Below are 20781 nucleotides of genomic sequence, written 5' to 3'. Positions count from 1 at the left end.
CGTCCCCCATCGGCGCGGCGGCAGCGGCTGGTTGCTCCCGCGGTCCGTGATCTATTGTGCGGCGCGCAACTGTGCGGTGCGCGGCCGGTCTTCGGTGATCGATTGGCTTATTCCCGGCCAAGTCTGCCCCAGGGCACTGACACGTCAAGCTCGGTGCCCGTTCCGTGACCGTCTGCGAAAGAAGCGTCGCGGAAGCGTTACAGGTGCCGTACGGCCGGTACACAGAATTTGCACGCGGGCCCCTGTGGGGGGTTTGATGGCCGGTCCATCTCACGTCCATCTCGGCTCGGCGCCTTGCGCCGAGCCTGTAGCGTGGCCCGACGGAGACCGTAACAACCACCGCGCAGACCGCGGGCAGAAACGACGGCGAGGACTGATGGCACAGCAGCAGCGCGCTCAGGGCCCGTCCGACCCCGAGGCGACTGGCGGCGGTATGTCAGATGCGCCGGAGATGTGGGGTAACGGCGGGCTGGTCGGCGACGGCCGATATCGGCTGACCCGCAGACTCGGCCGGGGCGGCATGGCCGAGGTGTTCGCGGCCGAGGACGTGCGCCTCGGACGGACCGTCGCGGTCAAGCTGCTCCGTTCCGACCTGGCCGAGGACCCGGTGTCCAAGGCCCGCTTCACACGCGAGGCACAGTCGGTCGCCGGGCTCAACCACCACGCGGTCGTCGCCGTGTACGACTCCGGCGAGGACGTGGTCGGCCACGGCGTCGTCCCGTACATCGTGATGGAGATCGTCGAGGGCCGCACCATCCGCGATCTGCTGATCAACGCCGAGGCCCCCGGGCCCGAGCAGGCGCTGATCATCGTCTCGGGCGTCCTCGAGGCGCTCGCCTACTCGCACCAGCACGGCATCGTGCACCGCGACATCAAGCCGGCGAACGTGATCATCACGGACACCGGCGCGGTCAAGGTCATGGACTTCGGCATCGCGCGCGCCCTGCACGGCGCGCAGTCGACGATGACGCAGACCGGCATGGTCATGGGTACCCCGCAGTACCTCTCCCCGGAGCAGGCGCTCGGCAAGGCCGTCGACCACCGCTCCGACCTGTACGCGACCGGCTGTCTGCTCTACGAACTCCTCGCACTGCGGCCCCCGTTCACCGGCGAGACGCCCCTGTCGGTCGTCTACCAGCACGTCCAGGACATTCCGGTGCCCCCGTCCGAGGTCTCGGACGCGGCTCCGCCGGAGCTCGACGGGCTCGTCATGCGCTCGCTCGCGAAGGAACCGGACGACCGGTTCCAGACCGCCGAGGAGATGCGTGGGCTCGTCCAGTACGGGCTGCAGATGCTGTACGACCAGGGCAGCCACACCGGCACCTGGAACACCGGCCCGGTCACCGTGCACGAGGGCCGGCACACTCCCGCGGCGGGCTTCGCCGGCACGACGGCGCTGCCGCACCCCGCCGACTCGGGCACCACGCAGATCCCGCAGCCGATCCTGCCCGCCGGGTACGGCGGCGGGGACGACGGCGGATTCGAGGGCCACGGCAACCGGGGCGGCGGCCGCGGCAAGCTGTGGATTCTCGCCGTGCTCGCGGTGATCGCGATCGCGGTGGGTGTCGCGCTCGCGGTCCGTAACACCGGCGGCGACGGCGGCGGCGGGGGCACCGGTACGACGCAGTCGCCGACCACCACGCACTCCAGGACCGAGGACCAGTCCACCGAGACGCCGAGCGACGAGGCGACCGACGAGACCACGGACACCTCCACGGACGACTCCACCAGCACCGGCGGCGGCCAGGACTACACCCCGTCGGACACGCCCTCCGCGAGCGACACCAGTCGGCCGACGGACGAGCCGACCGGCGAGCCGACCAAGACGACGCCGACCACCGAGGAGCCGACGGAGGACCCGACGACGCCGACGGAGGACCCGACGACGCCGGGTCCGACGGACGGCGGCGCCGACATCGGTGGCACGACAGCCGATGGCGGTGTGGGTCCCTGAACCGCGCTGTTCCGCGGACCCGTTGAGCGAAAGCACCCTTCACGCGCGCGTGCGGCCCGAATCGGGCTTCACGCGCGCGTTGTTCGTCCTGGCCTCGGGGTAGCGGTTGTCACAGACAGTCGTCTTCGATCGCGGGAGAGTCACAGGATGTGCTGGAACTGCCGTTCCAGGCCACCGTCCGTGGAGTGGACGGTGGAGAACTGCGGGTCTATGCCCAGATAGACCGGCTCGAAGGGCTCACCGTCGACGAAACGCGGGGCGGGACCGAAGAGCTCCCGTTCGGCCGCGGTCGGCTCGACGGGCTCGCAGTGGCCCACGATCTGCACGGACCACAGACTCTCGCCCGGCCGCGCGGAGCTCAGGTTGTCGGTGCCGTACGCGACGACACTGCCGGCGCAGGCGTGGTGGTAGCCGCAGTTCCGGGGCATCCGCAACAGCACGCGGGCATCGACCACGATATGGCGGGCGAACCCGAGGAAGGGCAGTGCGCGGATGCTGGTGGCCACCCGGCCGTAATCGGTGCGGCCGATCAGTTCCACGGCGAGCTGTTCGTCGGTGGATCGCTCGTCTGCGGATCGCTCGCCGGCGGGCCGTTCGTCGGTGGATCGCTCGTCTGCGGATCGCTCGTCGGCGGGCTGTTCGTCGGTGGGCATGCCACCCAATCTCCGGCACCCTGGGGGCGCCGGAGTAGGGGCACCCGCCCTCCTGTGGGGGGTCGAAAGTCCCGAATCAACCGACGGTGTGCGTGAAGAACACGCTCAGCGGTGCTGTTGCTCCGCCTGCACCCGCGCCACATACGCCGCCGCCTGGGACCGCCGTTCCATTCCCAGCTTGGACAGCAGACTTGATACGTAATTCTTGATCGTTTTCTCGGCGAGGTGCAGCCGTTCCCCGATCGCGCGATTGGTGAGGCCCTCGCCGATCAGGTCGAGGATCTTGCGCTCCTGCTCGGTGAGGTGCGCGAGTCTGTCGTCGCTCTTGGTGCCGCCGCCGTCGCGCAGCCGTTCCAGGACGCGGGCGGTGGCCACCGGGTCGAGCAGGGACTTCCCGGCGGCGACGTCCCGTACGGCAGAGAGCAGTTCACTGCCGCGGATGGCCTTGAGGACATAGCCCGAGGCGCCTGCCATGATCGCGTCGAAGAGGGCCTCGTCGTCGGCGAACGAGGTCAGCATCAGGCACTTGATGTCCTCGTTCCGGGACCGGATCTCGCGGCAGACCTCCACCCCGCTGCCGTCCGGGAGCCGTACGTCCAGGACGGCCACGTCCGGTCGGGTGGCGGGAATCCGTACCAGCGCGTCGGCCGCTGTGCCGGCCTCGCCGACCACCTCGATGTCGTCCTCCACCGAGAGCAGTTCATGAACTCCTCGGCGCACCACCTCATGGTCATCGAGAAGAAATACGGTGATTTTTCCTTCTTCGCGCACAAAGTCAGTGTCACACACGGCCATCGGCCCCGCCCGAAGTGAACTCTTCCCGAGTCCGGGGTGGCCGGGATAACGTGCCGGTGTTCCGGCCCCCTGCAAGGCTGAAACCAGTGCTGTGACCAGCGGCTGTTCCCGACCGACTCGATTTAGTAGGAAATCCAACTTTGGAAGTACTTGGATTTCCTATCAAAATCGCAGGTCAGGAGGGGTTTCACAGAATTGTGAAGCACTGGGTAACGTGGCTGTTGCAGGGCGCTCGCCGGGGCACCTGTCACGCCTGTTCCCGGCCGAGTGGCACCCACCCCGTGCACGGGTACCGGAACAGGCGAGCCGCACTGGCCACCCGGCAACCCCGGGGGCCGGACCGACGGAGGAGCACACGTGACCGTGGAGAGCACTGCCGCGCGCAAGCCGCGACGCAGCGCCGGTACGAAGAGCGCCGCGAGCGCAGGTGCCAAGCGCACCGGCTCGGCCGCCAAGAAGTCGCCGGGTACGACGGGCGCCGAGCCCGAACTCGTGCAGCTGCTGACCCCGGAAGGCAAGCGGGTCAACGACGCCACGTACGACCCGTACGTCGCCGACATCACCCCCGAGGAGCTGCGCGGCCTGTACCGGGACATGGTGCTGACCCGTCGCTTCGACGCCGAGGCCACCTCCCTGCAGCGCCAGGGCGAGCTGGGCCTGTGGGCCTCGCTGCTCGGCCAGGAGGCCGCCCAGATCGGCTCCGGACGGGCCACCCGTGAGGACGACTACGTCTTCCCGACCTACCGCGAGCACGGCGTCGCCTGGTGCCGCGGGGTCGACCCGACCAATCTGCTCGGCATGTTCCGCGGCGTGAACAACGGCGGCTGGGACCCGAACAGCAACAACTTCCACCTCTACACGATCGTCATCGGCTCGCAGACGCTGCACGCCACCGGCTACGCCATGGGCGTCGCCAAGGACGGCGCCGACTCGGCCGTGATCGCGTACTTCGGAGACGGCGCCTCCAGCCAGGGCGACGTCGCCGAATCGTTCACCTTCTCCGCGGTCTACAACGCCCCCGTCGTGTTCTTCTGCCAGAACAACCAGTGGGCCATCTCCGAGCCGACCGAGAAGCAGACCCGCGTCCCGCTCTACCAGCGCGCGCAGGGCTTCGGCTTCCCGGGCGTCCGCGTCGACGGCAATGACGTCCTCGCCTGCCTGGCCGTCACCAAGTGGGCGCTGGAGCGGGCCCGCCGCGGCGAGGGCCCCACCCTGGTGGAGGCGTACACCTACCGCATGGGCGCGCACACCACCTCCGACGACCCGACCAAGTACCGGGCCGACGAGGAGCGCGAGTCCTGGGAGGCGAAGGACCCGATCCTGCGCCTGCGCACGTACCTCGAAGCCTCGAACCACGCGGACGAGGGATTCTTCGCGGAACTCGAAGCGGAGAGCGAAGCGTTGGGCAAACGAGTACGCGAAGTCGTACGGGCCATGCCGGACCCTGACCACTTCGCCATCTTCGAGAACGTGTACGCGGACGGGCACGCGCTCGTCGACGAGGAGCGGGCCCAGTTCGCCGCCTACCAGGCGTCGTTCGCGGACGCAGGGGAGGGCAAGTAGCGATGGCTGCGGAAAAGATGGCGCTGGCCAAGGCGATCAACGAGTCGCTGCGCACGGCCCTCGACGCCGACCCCAAGGTCCTGATCATGGGCGAGGACGTCGGCAAGCTCGGTGGTGTCTTCCGGGTCACCGACGGCCTGCAGAAGGACTTCGGCGAGGACCGGGTGATCGACACCCCGCTCGCCGAGTCGGGCATCGTCGGCACGGCGATCGGCCTCGCGCTGCGCGGCTACCGCCCAGTGGTGGAGATCCAGTTCGACGGTTTCGTCTTCCCGGCGTACGACCAGATCGTCACGCAGCTCGCGAAGATGCACGCGCGGGCGCTCGGCAAGATCAAGCTCCCCGTCGTGATCCGCATTCCCTACGGCGGCGGCATCGGCGCCGTCGAGCACCACTCCGAGTCCCCCGAGGCGCTGTTCGCCCACGTGGCGGGGCTGAAGGTGGTCTCTCCGTCGAACGCGTCCGACGCGTACTGGATGATGCAGCAGGCCATCCAGAGCGACGACCCGGTGATCTTCTTCGAGCCCAAGCGGCGCTACTGGGACAAGTCCGAGGTCACCAAGGACGCGATCCCCTCGCCCCTGCACAAGGCGCGTGTGGTGCGCGAGGGCGCCGACCTGACGCTCGCGGCGTACGGCCCGATGGTGAAGGTGTGTCTGGAGGCCGCCGCGGCCGCCCAGGAGGAGGGCAAGTCGATCGAGGTCCTGGACCTTCGCTCGATGTCCCCCATCGACTTCGACTCCGTCCAGGCCTCGGTGGAGAAGACCCGCCGCCTGGTCGTGGTGCACGAGGCCCCGGTGTTCCTCGGTACGGGCGCGGAGATCGCCGCCCGCATCACGGAGCGGTGCTTCTACCACCTGGAGGCGCCCGTCCTGCGGGTCGGCGGCTATCACGCCCCGTATCCGCCGGCGCGCCTGGAGGAGGAGTACCTTCCGGGCCTGGACCGGGTGCTCGACGCCGTCGACCGCTCGCTGGCGTACTGAGGAGAGGGTCGTGACGACGATGACTGAGAACGCGTCGGGGCTCCGCGAGTTCAAGATGCCCGACGTGGGCGAGGGACTCACCGAGGCGGAGATCCTCAAGTGGTACGTCCAGCCCGGTGACGAGGTCACCGACGGGCAGGTGGTCTGCGAGGTCGAGACCGCCAAGGCGGCCGTCGAGCTGCCCATCCCGTTCAACGGTGTGGTGAGCGAACTCCGCTTCCCCGAGGGGACGACGGTGGACGTGGGCCAGGTGATCATCGCGGTGGACGTGGCCGGTGGGGCACCCGCCGAGCAGGTCCCGGTCCAGGAGGCCGTCACCGAGGAGCCGGCCCCCGCCGAGGAGCCCAAGCCCGAGGGCCGCAAGCCGGTCCTCGTCGGGTACGGCGTCGCCGAGTCCTCCACCAAGCGCCGCCCCCGCAAGGGCGTCGAGGTCCCGGCCCAGCAGCCCGAGCCGTTCCTGGCGGCCACGGCGATCCAGGGCGAGCTCAACGGCCACGGACCCACCAAGCAGCGCCCCCTCGCCAAGCCCCCGGTCCGCAAGCTTGCCAAGGACCTCGGCGTCGACCTGGCGACGGTCACCCCGTCGGGCCCGGACGGCATCATCACGCGCGGGGACGTGCACGCGGCGGCGGCCCCGGCACCCGCCCCGGTCGTGGAGGCGGCTCCGGTTCCCGTTCGGGCCGAGGCACCCGCCCCGGTCGTCGCGTACGACACGGCGCGTGAGACCCGTATCCCGGTCAAGGGCGTCCGCAAGGCGACAGCTCAGGCCATGATCGGCTCGGCGTTCACCGCGCCGCATGTCACCGAGTTCGTGACGGTCGATGTGACGCGCACGATGAGGCTCGTGGAGGAGCTGAAGCAGGACAAGGAGATGCAGGGCCTGCGGGTGAACCCGCTGTTGCTCATCGCCAAGGCCCTGCTGGTCGCGATCAAGCGCAACCCCGAGGTCAACGCGTCCTGGGACGAGGCCAACCAGGAGATCGTCCAGAAGCACTATGTGAACCTGGGCATCGCCGCGGCCACGCCCCGTGGCCTGATCGTGCCGAACATCAAGGACGCCCACGCCAAGACCCTGCCCCAGCTGGCCGAGTCACTCGGCGAGTTGGTGGCCACGGCCCGTGAGGGCAAGACCTCGCCCGCCGCGATGCAGGGCGGCACGGTCACCATCACGAACGTCGGCGTCTTCGGCGTCGACACGGGCACGCCGATCCTCAACCCCGGCGAGTCCGCGATCCTCGCGATCGGCGCGATCAAGCTCCAGCCCTGGGTCCACAAGGGCAAGGTCAAGCCCCGTCAGGTCACCACGCTGGCGCTCTCCTTCGACCACCGTCTGGTCGACGGCGAGCTGGGCTCCAAGGTCCTCGCCGATGTGGCGGCGATCCTGGAGCAGCCGAAGCGGCTGATCACCTGGGCGTAAGCCCGCACTCCGGCACTGGGCGCCTCCTCTCGTTCGAGAGGAGGCGCCCTTTGCTTGGGATTCCGATGCTTGGGATTCCGACGCTTGGGATTCCGAGTGTTCTGAGCGACCCGAGCGTTCTGAGCGAATGGAACAAGCCAAGTTTCGAATTACCTGCTTTCCTTGATCTTTGCCTGCCTAAGATCACCGACGTCGGATGGTTCGACCAGCCATTCGGCAGCTGGCGGGGGGAAAGCGCACGAGCCCGCCGACTCGGAAGTGGTTCGGCGGGCCCACTTTTTCGGACGTGGGCCCTTCTCGAAAGGAAAACCCTTGACGGTTGGGAAGTCCCTGACGATGGGCAAGTCTCTCGCCACGTTCGCCCTCGTGGGTGGCGCGCTCGCCGGCGGTATCGCGTTCGCCTCTCCGGCGGCCGCGGTCAGCTCGTGCTCGGATTCGTTCGCGCACCAGTTCAACATCATTTTCCCGGGCCAGAAGCCCGAGACGACGTACTACATAGCGAACTGTGCCGATGTGACCTCGGGGAAGGTGACCGCGTCGAGCAATGTCACCTGGAATATCGTCGACGACCAGGTGATCGACAACAGCAAGAGATTCACTTCTTTCAAGATCACCACGCGGATCGAGTCGCGTGCGGACTCGGGCGGCAGCGACACGATCGTGGCCTCCAGGACGTGCGACTGGACGGCCCTGTTCAACAACGATTACTCGGGCCCCGGTGAGCCCGGCCCCGCGAGCACCTGCACGGTGCCGTCGGTGACGTACAACAAGGACCTGTACTGGTCCTCGGACTCGACGGTCGTGTACGACATCGAGGGCGACGGCAAGGGCGCGATCACCAAGGAGCTGGTCGGCTCGCCGCTCATGCACGGCTGAGCTCCGCGGAGAAACCGAAAGGGCCTGCCGCGCGATCCGCGGCAGGCCCTTCGACGCGTGCGTCGCCTACTTGGCGAAGCCGTAGGTCAGCAGTTTCTTCGCGTCCGCCGTACGGGCGTCGATGGACGTGGAGGCGAGGACCGTGCCGATGACCGTCTTGCCGTCGCGAGTCGCGGCGAAGACGAGGCAGTACTTGGCCTCGGGGCCGGAGCCGGTCTTGACCCCGATGGTGCCGGTGTAGCCGGTCAGCAGCGGCTTGTTGGTGTTCTCCCAGTTGTAGTAGCGGTAGCCGCCGCTCGCGGTGGTGACCTTCTGCTTCGTGGTCACCGTCTTGACGATCGACTTGAAGGTCGAGTTCTTCATCGCGCTGCTGGCGATCTTCGTCAGGTCGCGCGGCGTCGAGTAGTTGGCGCCGTGGCCGATGCCGTCGAACGAGTCGAAGTGCGTGTTCGTCAGGTGGAGGCTCGTCGCGGCGGCGTTCATCTTGCCGATGAACGACTTCACGCGCGCGTCACGGGTCGTGCCGCTGCCGAACTTGTCGGCGAGCGCGTAGGCGGCGTCACAGCCGGACGGCAGCATCAGCCCGTACAGGAGCTGACGGACCGTGACCTTGTCGCCGACGATCAGGTGCGCCTGTGAGGCGTTGTTGGCGACGACGTAGTCGCTGTACGCCTTCTGGATGGTGACCTTGGCATCCAGGTTGAGGTTCGACTGGGCCAGCACCACCTTGGCGGTCATGATCTTGGTGGTGGAGCCGGTGGAACGGCGGGTGTCCGCGGCCTTGGTGTAGAGGGTCGTGCCCGTGCCGTTGTTCATCACGTAGCCGCCCGCGGCGGCGATCGTGGGCGTGGTCACGGCGCCCGCGGGTGCCGCGCCGAAGGCGCCGGCGGCCAGCACGGCGCCAGTCGTGAGGGTCACAGCGGCGGCCCTGCGGAAACGCGTGCCCTTAATGCCGGTAATCAAAATGAACGCTCCGAATGCGCGAAATGCCCCTGGGAGATCAGCACATGGCAGTGCCGTCTCAGGTACGGACTCGTGAGGCGCGAAAAGGGATGTACGGCGATGGGGTGAGAATCGTGTGACGCGGGTTACACCGGAAGCCTCGCGCGATCCATGGGCAACTCCTGGGGTCCGCATGCTGGAACGCCGCAGCCATGCGTACGTGTTGTATCTATGATGTGCGCATGCCCTCCGCCCCACCCGTGTCCGCGCATCAGCCGCTGAAGCAGCCCATGAAGCAACCTCCCGCCGCCGACCGCGTCTACGCACACGTCAAGCAGGGTGTTCTGGAACGCCGTTATGAGGGCGGGACGCTGCTCACCGAGGGCGAGCTCGCCGAGGCCGTGGGGGTCTCGCGCACGCCGGTGCGCGAGGCGCTGCTCCGGCTGGAGGTCGAGGGGCTGATCAAGCTCTACCCGAAGAAGGGCGCGCTCGTCCTGCCCGTCTCCGCACAGGAGATCGCGGATGTGGTCGAGACCCGGCAGCTCGTCGAGGAGCACGCCGCGCGCAAGGCCGTACCGGCCTCGCCCCAGCTCATCGCACGTCTGGAGGAGTTGCTGGCGCAGCAGAGGGAGCAGGCCGACGCCGGGGATCTGGCGGGAGCCGCGGTCACCGACCGCTGCTTCCACGCCGAGATCGTCCGCAGCGGCGGCAACGAGATTCTCTCCCGGCTCTACGACCAGCTCCGCGACCGGCAGTTGAGGATGGGAGTCGCCGTCATGCACGCGCACCCCGACCGGATCACCAAGACGCTCACCGAACATCGGCAGATGCTCGAAGCGCTGCGCTCCGGCGACGCGGAGGCCGTCGTCGGCATCATCCACCGGCACGTCAGCTGGTTCTCGAACCTGGCGCGGGGCGAGGTCCGATGAGCTCCAGCTCCGCCGTGTCGCTGCCCGGAGACCCGCCGGGCGGTCGCCGCGCGATCGCCGTCTGGGGCATCGGTGTCTCCGTCTACTTCGTCGCCGTCATCTTCCGTACGTCGCTGGGGGTGGCCGGGCTCGACGCCGCCGACCGCTTCCATGTGGGCGCCTCCGCGCTGTCCACCTTCTCGATCCTCCAACTTCTCGTCTACGCGGGTATGCAGATACCCGTCGGCCTGCTGGTCGACGGGCTCGGCACCAAGAAGGTGCTGACCATCGGCGTCCTGCTGTTCACGGCCGGGCAGTTGGGCTTCGCGTTCTCCTCCTCGTACGGCATGGCGCTCGCCTCGCGCGCGCTGCTGGGCTGTGGCGACGCGATGACGTTCATCAGCGTGCTGCGGCTCGGCACCCGGTGGTTCCCGGCCCGGCGCGGTCCGCTGGTCGCGCAGCTCGCCGGTCTGGCCGGCATGGCGGGCAACCTGGTCTCGACCCTCGTCATCGCGCGGCTGCTGCACGGGGTGGGCTGGACGACGGCGTTCGCGGGCAGTGCGCTCGCCGGCGTCGTGGTCCTCGTACTCCTGCTGCTGTTCCTGAAGGACCACCCCGACGGACACGAGCCGGAGCCGTTCCCGCACCAGGGGGCCGCTTACGTCCGTCGCCAGATCGCCGCGTCCTGGCGGGAGCCCGGCACTCGGCTCGGCCTGTGGGTGCACTTCACGACGCAGTTCCCGGCGATGGTGTTCCTGCTGCTGTGGGGCCTGCCGTTCCTGGTCGAGGCGCAGGGGCTCAGCCGGGCGACGGCGGGTGAGCTGCTGACACTCGTCGTCCTCTCCAACATGGTGGTCGGCCTGATCTACGGACAGGTTGTCGCCCGGCATCACACGGCGCGGCTTCCGCTGGCGCTCGGCACGGTGACGGCGACGGCGGCCGTCTGGGCGGCGGCGTTGGCCTATCCCGCCGAGCACGACCCCATGTGGCTGTTGATCGTGCTCTGTGTCGTGCTGGGGGCCTGCGGCCCGGCCTCGATGATCGGCTTCGACTTCGCCCGGCCCGCCAACCCTCCCGAGCGTCAGGGCACGGCCTCCGGCATCACCAACATGGGCGGTTTCGTCGCCTCCATGACGACACTGCTGGCCATCGGCGTGCTCCTCGACGCGACCGGCGACAACTACCGTGTCGCCTTCGCCGCCGTGTTCGTCCTCCAGGCGGTCGGCCTGAGCCAGATCTTCCGGTTGCGGAAGCAGGCGGCTCGCAGGGAGCGCGAGCGGTTGGTCGCGAGCCGGGTGGAGACGGTGCACGTGCCCGCGTAGCGGCACGTCGGTACGCGGCGGTACGTCGGTACGCGGCGGTACGTCGATGCGCGGCGGTACGTCGATGCGCGGCGGTACGTCGGTACGCAGCAGCACATCGGTACGCAGCGGTACGTCCGTGACTGGCGGTGCGTCAGGTCGTGGGGACCAGAGTGAGGTAGGCCAGGCCCAGGATGCCGCGGTAGCTCATCCAGCTGCGGCGGTGGCGGTCGAGGCGCTCCCGGGTCTCGGCCGCGAGGGGGTGGTCGGTGTGGCCGGCGAGCCACACCTCCGCGTCCGCCTGGTAGCCCGACTCGAACTCCTCCCACTCGTCCAGGGAAGCCGTCTCGATCCACTCGGGCCGGAAACCGGCCGCGACGGCGAGATCGACGAGTGCCGGGAGTTCGTACTGCTCGTCCACCGAGGCGCCCGGCCACATGCCGGACAGCTCGGCGGATGTGGGCGTGCGCTGCCAGAAGCCCTCGCCGAGCAGCACGCGGCCGTCGTCGGCGACGAGGCGGCGCAGCTCGCGAAGGGCCTCGACGGTGTGCCCGGGGGGTTCGGCCTCGTTGAGGGCGTGGCTTGAGCCGAGACACAGGACGACGTCGGCGGGGCCGTGCGCCGTGCCCCGCGCGGACTCCTCGATGAAGTCGACCCTGTTCGCCAGCCCCCGCTGCTCTGCGGTCCGTCGGCCGCGGTCCAGGTCATCGGCGTTCAGGTCGATGCCGATGCCCTTCGCGGCGGGCGCGGCGGCCAGGAGACGGAGCATCAGCTCGGCCCAGCCGCAGCCGATGTCGAGCACGGTGGTGGGATTTGTGCGGGTCAGGCGCTGCACCAGGCGCGCTGCTCGTGCCTCGGAGAGGGGGCCGTGGAAGGTGAGGCGGGTGAGGCGGGGCGGGGCCGCGGGGTCGGTCATGGGGAGAAGGGTAGGTTCGCGGGGGGTGGCGGTAGTAGTTCTTTTCGCCCCCTCCGCCCCCTCCGCCCCTACCCGTCCCGCACGTGGGGGGCTGCCGCCCCCACACTCCCCGCTTCGGCCTGAACGGCCTCGTCCTCCAGCGCCGGACGGGCTGAAAGATCAAGCGCCCGACGGGCTGAAAGGTCAGGCGCCGGGCGGGGCAGAGACCTTTACGGCGTGACCGCGAAAGACCTGAGGATTGCTGCTGTCAGGTCCGGGTCGCCCTCTGCCTTGATGCGGTCCGAGACGGCGTCGGCGTGGACGCGGCCACAGGCCAGGCGGACGAAGGTCTCCCAGTCGAGGGCGAGGGTGACGGCCGGGCCGAGGGAGGGGGCGCCGTCTATGGAACCGCGCCCGTCGGCGTCGACGCGGACCGTGCGAAGGAACTCGACCGGCCCGTGGACGTCGAAGACGACCGCCGAGTTCGCCGGGGCGCCCGCGTCCTTGGCGACCACCTTCGGGAGGGCGGCGAGGAGTTGGTCGCGGACGATGTGCGCGCCCAGGGAGTCGAGGTTGCCCGGCCGGCCGAGGGCGGCGCGGAGGTCCTGCTCGTGCACCCAGACGTCGAACGCGCGATTCCGCATGGCCTGTTCAAGGGTGATCTCGGTGCCGAGGGGGCCGCGCACCTTGGCGTCGGGCTGCCGGGACTCGTTCCGCAGCTGACGGTTGCGGCGGATGATCGTGTACTCCAGTTCGGAGGTCATCTCCGGCGCGGTGTGGTGGCGGCGTACGTCGACCTGCATCTCCATGTACCGCTGGTGCTCGTTCGTCACGTGGTACAGGTCGCGGGGGAGCGTGTGGATCGGCCGCGGGTCGCCGAGCATCTCGCAGTCCATCCCGATGACGTGCGAGACGAGGTCGCGGACGGACCAGCCGGGGCACGGGGTCCGCCGGTTCCACTCGCCCTCCACAAGCGGCTGCACCAGCTCTGATATCGCTTCGATCGATTGGGTCCAGGCGTCGGCGTAGGACTGAAGGTTGGGATGCAGACTCACGGAACGGGACCCCTCGGGCGGTTGGGCGCGGGCAGTGCACAGGCAGCGGGTGTCTTGGGACGCTAAGTTACGCTGCTGTGAGGCACCCCGGCAGTGCTTTCGTGTGACGATCGTAGGCCCGTATCGACGGCTCGAATGCCAGGACGGTGGTACTGTGCGCGCCTCTCTCCTCCAGATCGATGTAAACGATGCCGAAACGGTCGATGCGCGCCGGCGTCGTGTGGCGGCTCTCGTACGAGAACAAGCCGGTTCCGATCTCGTGGTGCTGCCCGAGCTGTGGACGACCGGGGCGTTCGCGTACGAGGAGTTCGCGGCGGAGGCCGAGCCGCTGGAGGGGCCCACGTACGAGGTGATGGCCAAGGCGGCGAGCGACGCGGGGGTGTGGCTGCACGCGGGCTCGATTCCCGAGCGGGCGGCATCCGACAGCGGCTCCGCCGCGGGCGACGGGCCCCTGTACAACACCTCTCTCGTCTTCTCACCCTCCGGTGAACTCGCCGCCGCCTATCGGAAGATCCACCGGTTCGGCTTCGACAAGGGCGAGGCCGTGCTGATGGGGGCGGGGGCCGAGTTGGTGACGGTGCGGCTGCCGGAGACGGTGGTCGGGGTCGCCACGTGCTACGACCTCCGCTTCCCCGAGCTCTTTCGGGGGCTCGTCGACGCGGGCGCCGAGACGCTGGTCATCCCGGCCGGATGGCCCGAGCGGCGGCGCTCCCACTGGACGCTGCTCGCGCAGGCGCGGGCTGTCGAGAATCAGGCGTATGTGCTCGCGTGCGGGACGGCCGGTACGCACGCGGGGGTTCCCCAGGCAGGGCACTCCATCGTGGTCGACCCCTGGGGCGAGGTTCTCGCGGAGGCGGGGGCGGGTGAGGAGATCCTCGTGGTGGACTTCGACCCCGCGAAGGTCGCGGCCACGCGTGAGCAGTTCCCGGCACTGAAGGACCGGCTGCTGGGGCTTGAGGCGCCGCGCCGCTGAGGGTCCGGCACCCTGCGGCGGGGCTGAGCTCGGGGTGGGTGCGCGCCGGCGCCGACAGGGTGCCGCTCTCCTGGGGACGGGTGCCGCCCCAGCGGCACGACGGCCCGCAGCCGAGTCAGTCGTCCTCACCCCTTTCCCTCTCTGCCAGATGGATGACGCACACCGCGATCGCGATCAGGAGTGCCGAGTCCGCGTCGTCCCGTACGACGTCGACCCCGTACGTCTCACGGACGTGGAGCCAGCGGCGGGAGATCTGGGCGAGGAGTTCGTTGTCGTAGTCGATGGCGAACTCGCGGTCGAGGATCTTGCCGCTGACGTCGAGTTCCGTCCCGTCGACGAGGGACACGCGGTAGTGGTTGCGGAGCAGGGACAGGCGTTTGCGCTTGATGGTCGCCAGGGGATCGCCGTCCCGCTCGATGATCATCGTGTCGCGCAGGGCGAACATCTTCTGGTGGATGTCGATCAGGACCCGCCCGCGGGTGTCCTTCAGCTCGAAGGTGTCCCGCAGCCGCATGGCCTTGCCGTCGACGAGGAAGACCTTGTTGCCGCGGTCGTCCTCGATCCAGTAGTCCTCACCGAAGCCGAGGATCCGGTCGCGTACGAGGTATCTCATGCCATCACCGGTTCCCCGGTGGGCGGTCCGAAACGCCGCCGGTAGGCCGACGGGCTGAGTCCGGTCGCGTGGCGCAGCCGCGCCCGCAGGTTCGCCGCGGTCCCGAGACCGCTGCGTTCCGCCACCACGTCCAGCCGTCCCTCCCCGCGCTCGATGAGCCGGCAGGCGAGTGCGACCCGCTCGCCGGTGAGCCACGCGAGTGGGGTCGTCCCCAGCTGGGCACGGAAGCGCCGGTGCAGCGTCGCCGGGCTGACCGCCGCCCGCGTCGCCAGGTCCGCGACCGTCAGCGGTTCGCCGAGCCGCTCCTGCGCCCAGGCCAGCAGGGGTGCGAGGGACTCGTCCGGTACGTCGGGCACGGGCCGCTCGACGAACTGGCGCTGACCGCCGTCGCGATGCGCGGCGAAGACCAGTCGGCGGGACACCGCGTTGGCGATCTCCGCGCCGTGGTCGCGCCGTACGACATGCAGCCCGAGGTCCAGCGCGGACGCGCTGCCGGACGCGGTGAGGATGTCCCCGTCGTCGACGAAGAGGACGTCCGGCTCCAGGCGCACTCGCGGAAACCGCGCCCGGAAGGACTCCGCCCACATCCAGTGGCAGGCTGCCGGCCGCCCGTCCAGCAGTCCGGCCTCCGCGATCGTGAACGCGCCGGAGCAGAAGCCGATGAGCCGGGCGCCCCGCTCGTGCGCTCGGCGTACGGTGCCCAGCACCTCGGAGGAGCGCGGGGCGTCGGTGTCGGGCCGGTTCGGCACGATCAGCGTGTCCGCGCTCTCGGCCGCGTCGAGCCCGGCGACATCGGTGAGCGTGAAGAACCCGTCCCGCATCCGGGTGTGCGGCTCGGCGGCGCACAGCCGGAAGTCGTAGAGCTCCCGCCCGAGTTCGGGCCTGCGCAGCCCGAAGATCTCAATGGCGCAGCTCATCTCGAAGGGATTCGAGTTCTCGTCGACGACAAGGACGACGCGGTGAGCGGCACCTTTCGGTGACGGCTGAGCGAGGTCTTTCGGTGACGGCTGAGCCGGACCGTCCGGTGACGGCTGAGCGGCACCTTTCGGTGACGGCCGAGCGAGGTCTTTCGGCGACGGCTGAGCGGCCTCTTCGGTCGGGTCCTGAGAGGATCCTTGCGGCATACGCGATTTCTAGCACTCGCGGCGACGTCCGGCCACCGCGGAGGATTGCCTCATGAGCAGCGAACCCGAGCCGAGCAGCGAACCCGAGCCGATCAGCGAATCCGCCCCGCGCGGCGAACCCGTCTCCCTCCCCGCCGCCCTGGCCTCCTTCACCGACCTGTGGAGCCCCCGCATCGTCACCGCCGTCAACGACTACGACGTACGCATCGCCAAGGTCGAAGGCGAACACGTCTGGCACGTCCACGATCACACGGACGAGTTCTTCCTGGTCCTGGAGGGCGAGCTGACCATCGCGCTGCGCGAGCCGGACGGCGAGCGCTCAGTCGTACTCCCCAAGGGCTCGGTCTTCACCGTCCCGCGCGGCACCGAGCACAAGCCGTACGCCCCGGCCGGCGCCGCGATCCTGATGTTCGAACCCACGGGCACTCTCACGGTCGGCGACCGCCACGACGAGGTGCCCGACCACGTGGACGCGACGACGGGGCGCGCGCTGGCCTGAGAGCCGACGCGGTCGAGTCCCCCGCTGCCGTGGCGGCGGGGGACTCGACGCGTTCCGGCTCGGCGGCTAGAAGCCCTCCCGCCGCATGTCGTCCTCGTCCTCGGCGTGGTCGTCGCCGATGGCGCGGTCGCGTATGTCGGAGTCACGCATGTCCGAGTCGCGCCTGTCGTCGTCCCGCATCCGCTTGTCGCCGCGGTCCCGCGCGACGGCGTCGCTCATGCCGGAGTCGCGCATCCGGGAGTCGGGCATGCCGGAGTCGCGGCGCATCTCGGAGTCGCGCATACCGGGGTTCTTGGGCTTGCGTGCCATGGAAACTGCTCCTTCGCAGTGGCCCCCCTGCATGCCTAGAGCATCCCTCCGCCACGAGCCGTGCGCATCCGGTGGGCTGACGGGCACGCACAGTGACCGCCGCGGCGATGCCTCGCGGCGATGCCTCGCGGCGATGCCTCGCGGCGGGCGACGTGGCCCGCGGTGGCACCCTTGTTCCATGAACGACTCCGCCCCGGCCCCCGCGCCCCGACGACGCGCCCGTGTCCGCGCCCCCGAGCTGATCGGCAAGGGAGGGTGGATCAACACCGGCGGGAAGGATCTCAAGCTCGCCGACTTCCGAGGTCGCATATTGATCTTGGATTTTTGGACGTTCTGCTGCATCAACTGTCTGCACGTCCTCGACGAGCTGCGGGAGCTGGAGGAGAAGCACCGGGACACGGTGGTGATCATCGGGGTGCACTCGCCGAAGTTCGTGCACGAGGCAGAGCATCAGGCGGTCGTCGACGCGGTCGAACGGTACGGGGTGGAGCACCCGGTTCTCGACGACCCCGAACTCGCGACGTGGAAGCAGTACGCCGTGCGCGCCTGGCCGACGCTCGTCGTGATCGACCCCGAGGGGTACGTCGTCGCACAGCATGCCGGTGAGGGGCACGCGCACGCGATCGCCCGGCTCGTGGAGGAGCTGGCGGCCGAGCACGCGGCGAAGGGCACCCTGCGGCGCGGCGACGGACCGTACGTCGCGCCGGAGCCCGAGCCCACGGCGCTCCGCTTCCCCGGTAAGGCGCTCGCCCTGCCGAGCGGGCACCTGCTGGTCAGCGACACGACCCGGCATCAGCTGGTGGAGCTGGAGGCCGACGGGGAGACCGTCGTACGGCGGATCGGATCCGGCGTACGGGGCTTCGCGGACGGCGCGGCCGAGGTGGCAGGGTTCAGCGAGCCGCAGGGGCTGGCGCTGCTGGACGACGGCGCCGTGGTCGTCGCCGACACCGTGAACCACGCCCTGCGCCGCCTCGATCTCGCGACCGGGGAGGTCACGACCCTCGCGGGGACGGGCCGCCAGTGGTGGCAGGGCTCGCCGACGTCCGGGCCCGCCCGCGAGGTCGATCTGTCCTCGCCCTGGGATGTGGCTGTGTTCGACGGGCGCGTGTGGATCGCCATGGCCGGGGTGCACCAGCTGTGGGCGTACGACCCGGCTGGGGGTACCTCCCAGGCTTTCGGCTCTGGGGGAGGGACCGTCGGTGTCGCCGCCGGCACGACCAACGAGGGGCTCGTCGACGGGCCGGGGACCGAGGCCTGGTTCGCGCAGCCGTCGGGGCTCGCCGCCACCGCCGACCGGCTCTGGCTCGCCGACTCCGAGACGTCCGCGCTGCGCTGGGTCGACCTCGACGGCGCCGTGCACACCGCCGTCGGCACGGGACTCTTCGACTTCGGGCACCGCGACGGTGCGGCCGAACAGGCACTGTTCCAGCACCCGTTGGGCGTCACCGCGCTTCCGGACGGCTCGGTGGCGGTGAGCGACACGTACAACCACGCACTGCGCCGCTATGACCCGGTGACCGGCGAAGTGTCCACTTTGGCCACGGACTTGCGGGAGCCGAGCGACGCGGTGCTCGTCGATGACGACATCGTGGTCGTCGAGTCCGCCCGCCACCGGCTGACCCGGCTGCGGCTCCCCGAGGAGGCCGTACGGGTCGATTCGGTCGCCCACCGCACGCAGCGCGCGGCCACCGAAGTCGCCCCGGGCAGCTTGCGGTTGGACGTGATCTTCCAGGCTCCGGCGGGCCAGAAGCTGGACACCCTCCCCCAAGCTCTCGACTCCGCTCGAGCAGGGGGGACCCCCATCGGCCCCTCCACCCGGCTCCTCGTCTCCTCGACCCCGCCCGAGCTGCTGCTCGAGGGCGAGGGGGCGGGAACCGATCTCTCCCGCACCCTGGAGCTGAACCCGGCCGTCACCGAAGGGGTTCTGCACGTCTCCGCGATGGCCGCGTCCTGCGACGACACTGCATCCCATAGCGGCTCCGCCGCGGGTTCCAACGAGTACCCGGCCTGCCACGTCCACCAGCAGGACTGGGGTGTACCGGTCCGTCTCACCCGGGGCGGCGCGGACCGGCTGCCGCTCGTCCTCGCGGGCATGGACGACTGACGTACGGCCGGGCGTGAGGACCTACACGCCGTACCCGTCGCTGTAGCCGCCCCGGTGGTGTCGTTCTTCCTCGACCACCGGGGTGGCCGGCGGCACGATCACCCGCCTGCGCCGGGCGATGCTGCTGAACGTCGCCACGCCGATCAGTCCGACGATCATGAAGATGACCCCGACCAGGTCGAGGTTGACTCCCTGCATGTTCCAGTCGGTCGCGAACGCGAGGATCGCTCCCACGGCGATCAGGATGATGCATCCGCCCAGGCCCATGAGTCTCGCCTCCCTGCCCGGTTCAGGTGTTCCGGGCGGGAGCCGAGTACCCGCGACCCCGCGGGCCATGCGGAGTTCGCTGTCGGGGAACGGCGGAGGACTATCCCTCCAGAAACGCCACCAGGGCGTTGGCCAGCAGGAACGGGTCGTCGGCGCCGCAGAGTTCGCGGACGCTGTGCATGGAGAGGATGGCCACGCCGATGTCGACGGTCTTGATGCCGTGCCGGGCCGCGGTGATGGGGCCGATGGTGGTGCCGCAGGGCATCGAGTTGTTGGAGACGAAGGACTGGAAGGGCACGTCGGCCTTCTCGCAGGCGGCGGCGAAGATGGCGCGGCCGGAACCGTCCGTGGCGTAGCGGTTGTTGACGTTCACCTTGAGGATGGGGCCGCCGTTGGCGCGCGGGTGGTGCGTCGGGTCGTGCCGCTCGGCGTAGTTGGGGTGGACGGCGTGGCCGGTGTCGGAGGACAGACACACGGTGCCCGCGAAGGCGCGCGCCCGGTCTTCGTACGAGCCGCCGCGCGCGAACACCGAACGCTCCAGCACGCTGCCGAGCAGCGGCCCGTCGGCGCCGGTGTCGCTCTGCGAGCCGTTCTCCTCGTGGTCGAAGCCCGCGAGTACGGGGATGTACGGGAGCCCGGAGTCGCCCGCCGCCACCGCGACCAGTGCCGCCGTGCCCGCGTGCAGGGAGAGCAGGTTGTCCATGCGCGGGCCCGCCACCAGCTCCTTGTCGCGGCCCAGGTAGGAGGGCCGCTCGACGGAGTGGGTCATCAGGTCCCAGCCGGTGACCTCGCCCGCGGCCAGCCCCAGCTCCTCCTCCAGGAAGGCGATCAGGTCGCCCTCGCGGGGGTCGCCGAGGCCCCAGATGGGCTGCAGATGGCGCTGCTTGTCGAGCTTGAGCCCCTCGGTGCTGACGGAGCGGTCCAGGTGGACGGCGAGTTGGGGCACGCGCAGCAGGGGACGGTCGATGTTCACCAGGCGGGTCGAGCCGTCCCGCAGCGACAGGCGTCCGGCGAGGCCCAGGTCGCGGTCCAGCCAGGAGTTCAGCAGCGGTCCGCCGTAGATCTCGACGGCCACCTGCCGCCAGCCGTGCGCGCCGCTGTCCGGCAGCGGCTTGACCCGCAGGTTCGGGGAGTCGGTGTGTGCGCCCACGATCCGGAACGGGGTGTGCGGATCGGTGCCCTCCGGCACGTACCAGGCGACGATCGCGCCACCGCGCAGCACATACTTTCCGCCGCTGGTGCCCTCCCACGCGTCGGTCTCGGCGACCTGACGGAATCCGGCCTTCTCCAGCCGCTCGGCGGCGTTCGCCACCGCGTGGTACGGCGTCGGGCTCGCCGCCAGGAAGGACATGAGGTCGTCGGTGTGGCCGCGGTCGAAGCGAGAGGGTGCACTCATGGGTTCACCTTAACGACGCCCAAAGGCCCGCTCCCCAAGGATGGGAGCGGGCCTTCGTAAGAGGGATGTGGAAGGTTGGGCGGCTGACTGGACGGACAGGGTCCGGTTGCCGCCCGACCCGACCCCGGGTGGGGGATCACGGCGGGCGCGCACC

20 protein-coding genes are annotated in these 20781 nt (G+C 69.8%); 10 read left to right on the top strand and 10 right to left on the bottom strand.

Features of this window, described 5'->3' with window-relative positions:
- The first annotated feature begins 376 nt into the window (after window positions 1-376).
- The gene (locus tag IEY95_RS18110) at window positions 377-1954 is read left to right on the top strand and encodes a protein kinase domain-containing protein (protein WP_189187076.1); all 1578 of its coding nucleotides are present in this window, start codon (window positions 377-379) and stop codon (window positions 1952-1954) included.
- 140 nt (window positions 1955-2094) lie between these two features.
- On the opposite strand, the gene IEY95_RS18105 is transcribed toward IEY95_RS18110, so the two are convergent.
- Together IEY95_RS18105 and IEY95_RS18100 are read right to left on the bottom strand one after the other, a co-directional pair.
- The gene (locus IEY95_RS18105) at window positions 2095-2607 is read right to left on the bottom strand and encodes a pyridoxamine 5'-phosphate oxidase family protein (protein WP_189187075.1); all 513 of its coding nucleotides are present in this window, start codon (window positions 2605-2607) and stop codon (window positions 2095-2097) included.
- A 105-nt stretch (window positions 2608-2712) separates the two neighbouring features.
- Window positions 2713-3378: a response regulator gene (locus IEY95_RS18100; RefSeq protein WP_308429321.1), complete on the bottom strand. Its 666-nt coding sequence runs from the start codon at window positions 3376-3378 to the stop codon at window positions 2713-2715.
- A gap of 381 nt (window positions 3379-3759) precedes the next feature.
- On the opposite strand from IEY95_RS18100, the gene pdhA reads away from it, so the two are divergent.
- The 4 genes from pdhA (at window position 3760) to IEY95_RS18080 (ending at window position 8241) form a co-directional block, all read left to right on the top strand.
- Entirely contained in the window at window positions 3760-4965 is a 1206-nt protein-coding gene (pdhA, locus tag IEY95_RS18095; RefSeq protein WP_189187073.1) for a pyruvate dehydrogenase (acetyl-transferring) E1 component subunit alpha, read from the top strand.
- A gap of 2 nt (window positions 4966-4967) precedes the next feature.
- Entirely contained in the window at window positions 4968-5948 is a 981-nt protein-coding gene (locus IEY95_RS18090) for an alpha-ketoacid dehydrogenase subunit beta (RefSeq protein WP_189187072.1), read from the top strand.
- 10 nt (window positions 5949-5958) lie between these two features.
- On the top strand, window positions 5959-7365 hold the full coding sequence (locus tag IEY95_RS18085) for a dihydrolipoamide acetyltransferase family protein (RefSeq protein WP_189187071.1): 1407 nt from the start codon (window positions 5959-5961) through the stop codon (window positions 7363-7365).
- Window positions 7366-7677: 312 nt separating this feature from the next.
- Window positions 7678-8241 (top strand): hypothetical protein, encoded by a 564-nt coding sequence (locus tag IEY95_RS18080; protein WP_189187070.1) that lies wholly within the window; start codon window positions 7678-7680, stop codon window positions 8239-8241.
- Between the two features lie 66 nt (window positions 8242-8307).
- On the opposite strand, the gene IEY95_RS18075 is transcribed toward IEY95_RS18080, so the two are convergent.
- Complete coding sequence (locus tag IEY95_RS18075; protein WP_189187069.1) at window positions 8308-9204, bottom strand: D-alanyl-D-alanine carboxypeptidase family protein; 897 nt, start codon at window positions 9202-9204, stop codon at window positions 8308-8310.
- 221 nt (window positions 9205-9425) lie between these two features.
- On the opposite strand from IEY95_RS18075, the gene IEY95_RS18070 reads away from it, so the two are divergent.
- Both IEY95_RS18070 and IEY95_RS18065 read left to right on the top strand, forming a co-directional pair.
- Window positions 9426-10112, top strand: coding sequence for a GntR family transcriptional regulator (locus IEY95_RS18070; protein ID WP_189187068.1), 687 nt, complete (start codon window positions 9426-9428; stop codon window positions 10110-10112).
- On the top strand, window positions 10109-11413 hold the full coding sequence (locus tag IEY95_RS18065; RefSeq protein WP_189187067.1) for an MFS transporter: 1305 nt from the start codon (window positions 10109-10111) through the stop codon (window positions 11411-11413). The genes IEY95_RS18070 and IEY95_RS18065 overlap by 4 nt, the downstream gene beginning before the upstream one ends.
- Window positions 11414-11546: 133 nt before the next feature.
- On the opposite strand, the gene IEY95_RS18060 is transcribed toward IEY95_RS18065, so the two are convergent.
- Both IEY95_RS18060 and IEY95_RS18055 read right to left on the bottom strand, forming a co-directional pair.
- On the bottom strand, window positions 11547-12308 hold the full coding sequence (locus IEY95_RS18060) for an SAM-dependent methyltransferase (protein ID WP_189187066.1): 762 nt from the start codon (window positions 12306-12308) through the stop codon (window positions 11547-11549).
- A 209-nt stretch (window positions 12309-12517) separates the two neighbouring features.
- Window positions 12518-13342, bottom strand: a complete 825-nt coding sequence (locus IEY95_RS18055) for a maleylpyruvate isomerase family mycothiol-dependent enzyme (protein WP_189187065.1) — start codon at window positions 13340-13342, stop codon at window positions 12518-12520.
- A 154-nt stretch (window positions 13343-13496) separates the two neighbouring features.
- On the opposite strand from IEY95_RS18055, the gene IEY95_RS18050 reads away from it, so the two are divergent.
- Window positions 13497-14315, top strand: a complete 819-nt coding sequence (locus IEY95_RS18050) for a carbon-nitrogen family hydrolase (RefSeq protein ID WP_189187064.1) — start codon at window positions 13497-13499, stop codon at window positions 14313-14315.
- 115 nt (window positions 14316-14430) lie between these two features.
- Here IEY95_RS18050 and IEY95_RS18045 read toward each other — a convergent pair whose 3' ends face one another.
- Both IEY95_RS18045 and IEY95_RS18040 read right to left on the bottom strand, forming a co-directional pair.
- On the bottom strand, window positions 14431-14928 hold the full coding sequence (locus IEY95_RS18045) for an LURP-one-related/scramblase family protein (RefSeq protein WP_189187063.1): 498 nt from the start codon (window positions 14926-14928) through the stop codon (window positions 14431-14433).
- Complete coding sequence (locus IEY95_RS18040) at window positions 14925-15845, bottom strand: helix-turn-helix domain-containing protein (protein ID WP_229703118.1); 921 nt, start codon at window positions 15843-15845, stop codon at window positions 14925-14927. The genes IEY95_RS18045 and IEY95_RS18040 overlap by 4 nt, the downstream gene beginning before the upstream one ends.
- 259 nt (window positions 15846-16104) lie before the next feature.
- Here IEY95_RS18040 and IEY95_RS18035 point away from each other — a divergent pair, with 259 nt between their 5' ends.
- Window positions 16105-16551 carry a cupin domain-containing protein gene (locus tag IEY95_RS18035; protein ID WP_189187061.1) on the top strand — a complete coding sequence of 149 codons (447 nt, stop codon included), beginning with the start codon at window positions 16105-16107 and terminating at the stop codon, window positions 16549-16551.
- A gap of 66 nt (window positions 16552-16617) precedes the next feature.
- Here IEY95_RS18035 and IEY95_RS18030 read toward each other — a convergent pair whose 3' ends face one another.
- Complete coding sequence (locus IEY95_RS18030) at window positions 16618-16860, bottom strand: hypothetical protein (protein ID WP_189187060.1); 243 nt, start codon at window positions 16858-16860, stop codon at window positions 16618-16620.
- A gap of 178 nt (window positions 16861-17038) precedes the next feature.
- On the opposite strand from IEY95_RS18030, the gene IEY95_RS18025 reads away from it, so the two are divergent.
- Window positions 17039-18964, top strand: a complete 1926-nt coding sequence (locus IEY95_RS18025; protein WP_189187059.1) for an NHL domain-containing thioredoxin family protein — start codon at window positions 17039-17041, stop codon at window positions 18962-18964.
- 21 nt (window positions 18965-18985) lie between these two features.
- Here the strand turns inward: IEY95_RS18025 and IEY95_RS18020 are convergent, their stop codons facing one another.
- Entirely contained in the window at window positions 18986-19231 is a 246-nt protein-coding gene (locus IEY95_RS18020) for a DUF6458 family protein (protein WP_189187058.1), read from the bottom strand.
- 100 nt (window positions 19232-19331) lie between these two features.
- Window positions 19332-20627, bottom strand: coding sequence for a M18 family aminopeptidase (locus tag IEY95_RS18015; RefSeq protein ID WP_189187057.1), 1296 nt, complete (start codon window positions 20625-20627; stop codon window positions 19332-19334).
- Between the last annotated feature and the right edge of the window lie 154 nt (window positions 20628-20781).

The organism is Streptomyces albiflavescens (genome assembly GCF_014645835.1).
Taxonomy (GTDB): domain Bacteria; phylum Actinomycetota; class Actinomycetes; order Streptomycetales; family Streptomycetaceae; genus Streptomyces; species Streptomyces albiflavescens.
Note: the sequence above shows the minus strand (reverse complement) of the source record. Positions and strands in the feature narration are given on the sequence as shown.